This is a genomic window from Streptomyces albidochromogenes (assembly GCF_005981925.1).
Classification (GTDB): Bacteria; Actinomycetota; Actinomycetes; order Streptomycetales; family Streptomycetaceae; genus Streptomyces; species Streptomyces albidochromogenes.
The window spans coordinates 1-3,440 of sequence record NZ_VBVX01000474.1 but is presented as its reverse complement, the minus strand read 5'-3'; the positions used below and the strand labels follow the sequence as shown (position 1 = coordinate 3,440).

Here is a 3,440-nt window from a genome sequence, read left to right as displayed (position 1 = left end):
CCGAGGGCGTCCACGCCGTCCCGGCCGCCGCCACGCCTGTGGTCCCCGCCGCCGGCTCACCGGCCGTCCCCGCCGTCCCGGCCGGGCGTCCGGAACGACCGCGCAGCACGCCGCCCAGGAGGTGTGCCGCCACGGCGAGCCACCCGGCGCCGCCGCGGGGGCCGAGCAGGACCACCTCCAGCCGCCCGCTGTCGGGCCGGGCGTCGGGCAGGAGCGGCACACCGCCCTGCAGGGCGCCGACGTTGCCGACGACGACCATGCGCGCGCGGCGGTGCAGGACGTCGCCGTTGTCGAGCCGGAGCGTCAACCGCATCGCGGGATCGCCGAGGTGACGGACGGCCGAGACGACGTACGCGAGCCACCCCAGCGACACCTTGAGCCGTGGTGAGGCGTCCCGCACCATCAGCGCGTCGAATCCGGCGCCGGCCATGACGGTGAAACGCGTCGGTGTGAGACCGTCGCCGCTCACCCGCCCCACGTCGATGCGGACGGGGTCGCCGCGCAGCGCCGCGTCGAGGGCGGCGGCGGGCCTCACGGGCAGCCCGAGATTGCGCGCGAGCAGATTGCCCGTACCGCACGGCACGACCGCGAGCGCGGTGCCGCTGCCGGCAAGCTCGTCCGCGCAGGCGCGTACGGTGCCGTCCCCTCCGCACACCACGACCACGTCGACCCGTCCGGCCGCCGTGTACGCGCCGAGGTCGCCGCAGGGGCGTTCGGCCGTCGTCGACGTCCACCGCACGTCGGCGCAGCCGTGACGGACCAGGACCTCGCGCACCTGGCGCGCCACCTTCTCGGCACACGCCAGGGGATGGCGCACCACGACGACGCGACGGACACCCCGGGCATCGGCGACCGCGCCCTCGGCGGACCGGGGAAGAGGCAACGGGCCGCCCTCGCGGACGGTGGGCGCCGGGGCGGGACGCCCGCGCGACGCCAGCAGCGCGGACCCGATGACGAGCAGGGTGCACACGCCGTTGACCAGGCCGCCCACCACGTCGCTCGGATGGTGCATCCCCCGGTAGAGGCGGGACACGGCCACCGCCGGCGGAACCACCAGCAGCGCCGCCGCGGCGGCGTACCGCCAGGGGCCGCGCAGCCGGGTGACCACGAGCGCGGCCAGCCCGCCGTACAGCGCGACCGACGCTCCCACATGGCCGGAGGGGAAACTGGAGGTCGGCGGGGCCGGATCGAGGTGGGACACGACGGGGCGCGGCCGCTGGACGCACAGGGTGATGAGCAGGAAGAGCGCCGACTGCGCCGCGACCGACCCGCCGAGGAAGACCGCCTCCCGCCACCTCGGCACACGCGGCAGCGCGACCAGCGCGACGACGCAGACGACGGTGACGCCGATGACGCTCTCGGTGGAGGCGACGAGCGTCAGCCACTCGGACACCGCAGTCGCCGCTCCGGTGCGATGCCGGGCGAACCAGGCGTTGGCATCGCCCTCCGCCACCAGGGGCCACCGGGTGGCGGCCGGGCCGGTGATCAGCAGCCCCGCTCCCACCATCAGTGCCCACAGCGGTGGCAGAAGCAGCAGGGGTCTGATCCGTCCGGCGGCCGCGCCGCTACCCGTCGTCATGCCCCCCGTGTTGCCCGTCGAGGCCCGGTGAACCGCGATGACGCCCGCGTCACACCCCGTCACATCGGCGGCGAGCACGGATCGGGCCTCTTCGGGCGCCCGTCCCGGGAGAGTTCGGCGTTGAACTGCGCCCCGCCCAGCAGCACGACGTGGGACACCCACAGCCAGACGAGGAAGGCCACCACACCCGCCAGGGAGCCGTAGAGGCGGTTGTACGTCGCGATGTGCGAGGCGTAGAACGCGAAGCCCGCCGAGGCCACCAGCCACAGCACCACCGCCAGCGCCCCGCCGGCCAGGGTCTGCCGCAGCCCCCGGGACTCGGACGGCCCGGACCGGAAGAGGAGCAGGACCAGGGCGACGACCACCAGGAACAGCAGCGGCCACTTCAAGCCCGCCCACACGAGCGCCGCCTGGTGGTCGGTGCCGGTGCCCCGGCCGATCGCCCGCGCGATCCGTCCGGTGGCGGTCAGCGTCAGGACGCCGCTCACCAGCAGCGCCAGCACGGTCAGCGCCCTGAGCAGCGTGGCGGGCAGCGTCCGCCACGCCGGGCGGCAGTCCGCGACGCCGTACATCGCGTGCAGCGCGCGCCGGAACACGGCCAGATAGCTGGAGGACGACCACAGCGCCGCGCCGCCGGTGAGCACGAGCAGGAGCCAGGGGCCCGAAGCCTCCTGCGGCCGGGCGCCCAGGGCCTGTTCGAGCACCGGCCGGGCCGTGCGCGGTACGAACGCGCCGAACTGCGCGATGACCTCCTGGGGCGAGCCCGTGCCGAGCAGCGCGATGGCGAAGACGATCACCAGCAGGGCCGGGAAGACCGCCAGCACCGCGTAGTACGTCAACGCGGCCGCCCAGTCGGTGAGGTCGTCCTCCCACAGGGCGACCGGCGTACGGGCCAGGGCTCTGGCGTACGCGCCCCGCTCGCCACCCTGCGCGGAACCGCTCGCGGGCACACCGACCGCCATGAAACACACTCCGTTCCGGCCCTGCCGTCCGCATCGGCCGCTTCCTTGTCGCACGGCCGGCGACAGGCTCTCCTCCCTGCTGCCCTGCAACGGTGGCCGCACGCCACGGCGCGGCGGTGAATCCGGGGCGGCGGCCGTCCCCGCGTGCGGTGGGCGGCGGAAAAGCAGGTGACCGCACCGGCCGCGGCCGGGCATCATCGTGAGATGGCGAAGGCGCGCGAGGTGAAGAACACCGGGCGGGAGACGGCCGGCGACGACGGCGTCCTGCGCCGGCTCGACAAGGCGGTCACCACCGGACGGCTGGTGCGCGTCCACCGGTCCGTCCCGCGCGTGGAGTGGATCGAGGGGTTCGTCGTCGGCGCGAGCCCCGCGTGGACGCTGCTGGCGCGGTGCTCGGACATCCAGCTCGACGGCTGGACGGCGATCCGTACCGCCGACATCACCAAGGTGCGCCGACAGGGAGACGAGACCTGCCTGACCGTCAGGGCCCTGCGCCGACGGGGGCAGTGGCCGGTACGCATGCCCGCCGCGCTTGCGCTGGACGACTCGGCCGCGCTGCTGCGCAGCGCGGGCCGCGCGTTCGGCCTCGTCTCGGTGCACGCGGAACGGCAGGTGCCCGACGTCTGCTGGATCGGCGCGGTGAAGAAGCTGCGGCCCAGGTCACTGCGCCTGCGCGAAGTCGACACCGGCGCACGGTGGCACGCCGACGCCACCACGTTCCGCTTCAAGGACATCACGCGGGTGGACTTCGGCGGCCGGTACGAGGAGACGTTGCGGGAGTTCGCCGGCCCGTACCGCTGAGCGCGGGACATCCGACCAGGCCAGGTGCGTGGAGAGGGCGATTGCGGGGACATGAAGCGGCATGTCCACAGTCGAGCATCAGCCGCCCACCGCCCCAC

The 3,440-nt window shown here is 74.8% G+C and carries 3 protein-coding genes; 1 reads left to right on the top strand and 2 read right to left on the bottom strand.

What is annotated here, in order from left to right; genetic code table 11:
• Window positions 1–1,579, bottom strand: a 1,579-nt coding sequence (locus E2E34_RS36830; protein ID WP_138905455.1) for a bifunctional phosphatase PAP2/diacylglycerol kinase family protein, incomplete at its 3' end; no start/stop codon positions are given.
• 59 nt (window positions 1,580–1,638) lie between these two features.
• A complete protein-coding gene (locus E2E34_RS32650; RefSeq protein ID WP_138905454.1) occupies window positions 1,639–2,541 on the bottom strand; it encodes a YihY/virulence factor BrkB family protein in 903 nt (300 codons plus the stop codon).
• 204 nt (window positions 2,542–2,745) lie between these two features.
• Here E2E34_RS32650 and E2E34_RS32645 point away from each other — a divergent pair, with 204 nt between their 5' ends.
• Window positions 2,746–3,342 carry a hypothetical protein gene (locus E2E34_RS32645; protein WP_138905453.1) on the top strand — a complete coding sequence of 199 codons (597 nt, stop codon included), beginning with the start codon at window positions 2,746–2,748 and terminating at the stop codon, window positions 3,340–3,342.
• The last annotated feature ends 98 nt before the right edge of the window (window positions 3,343–3,440 follow it).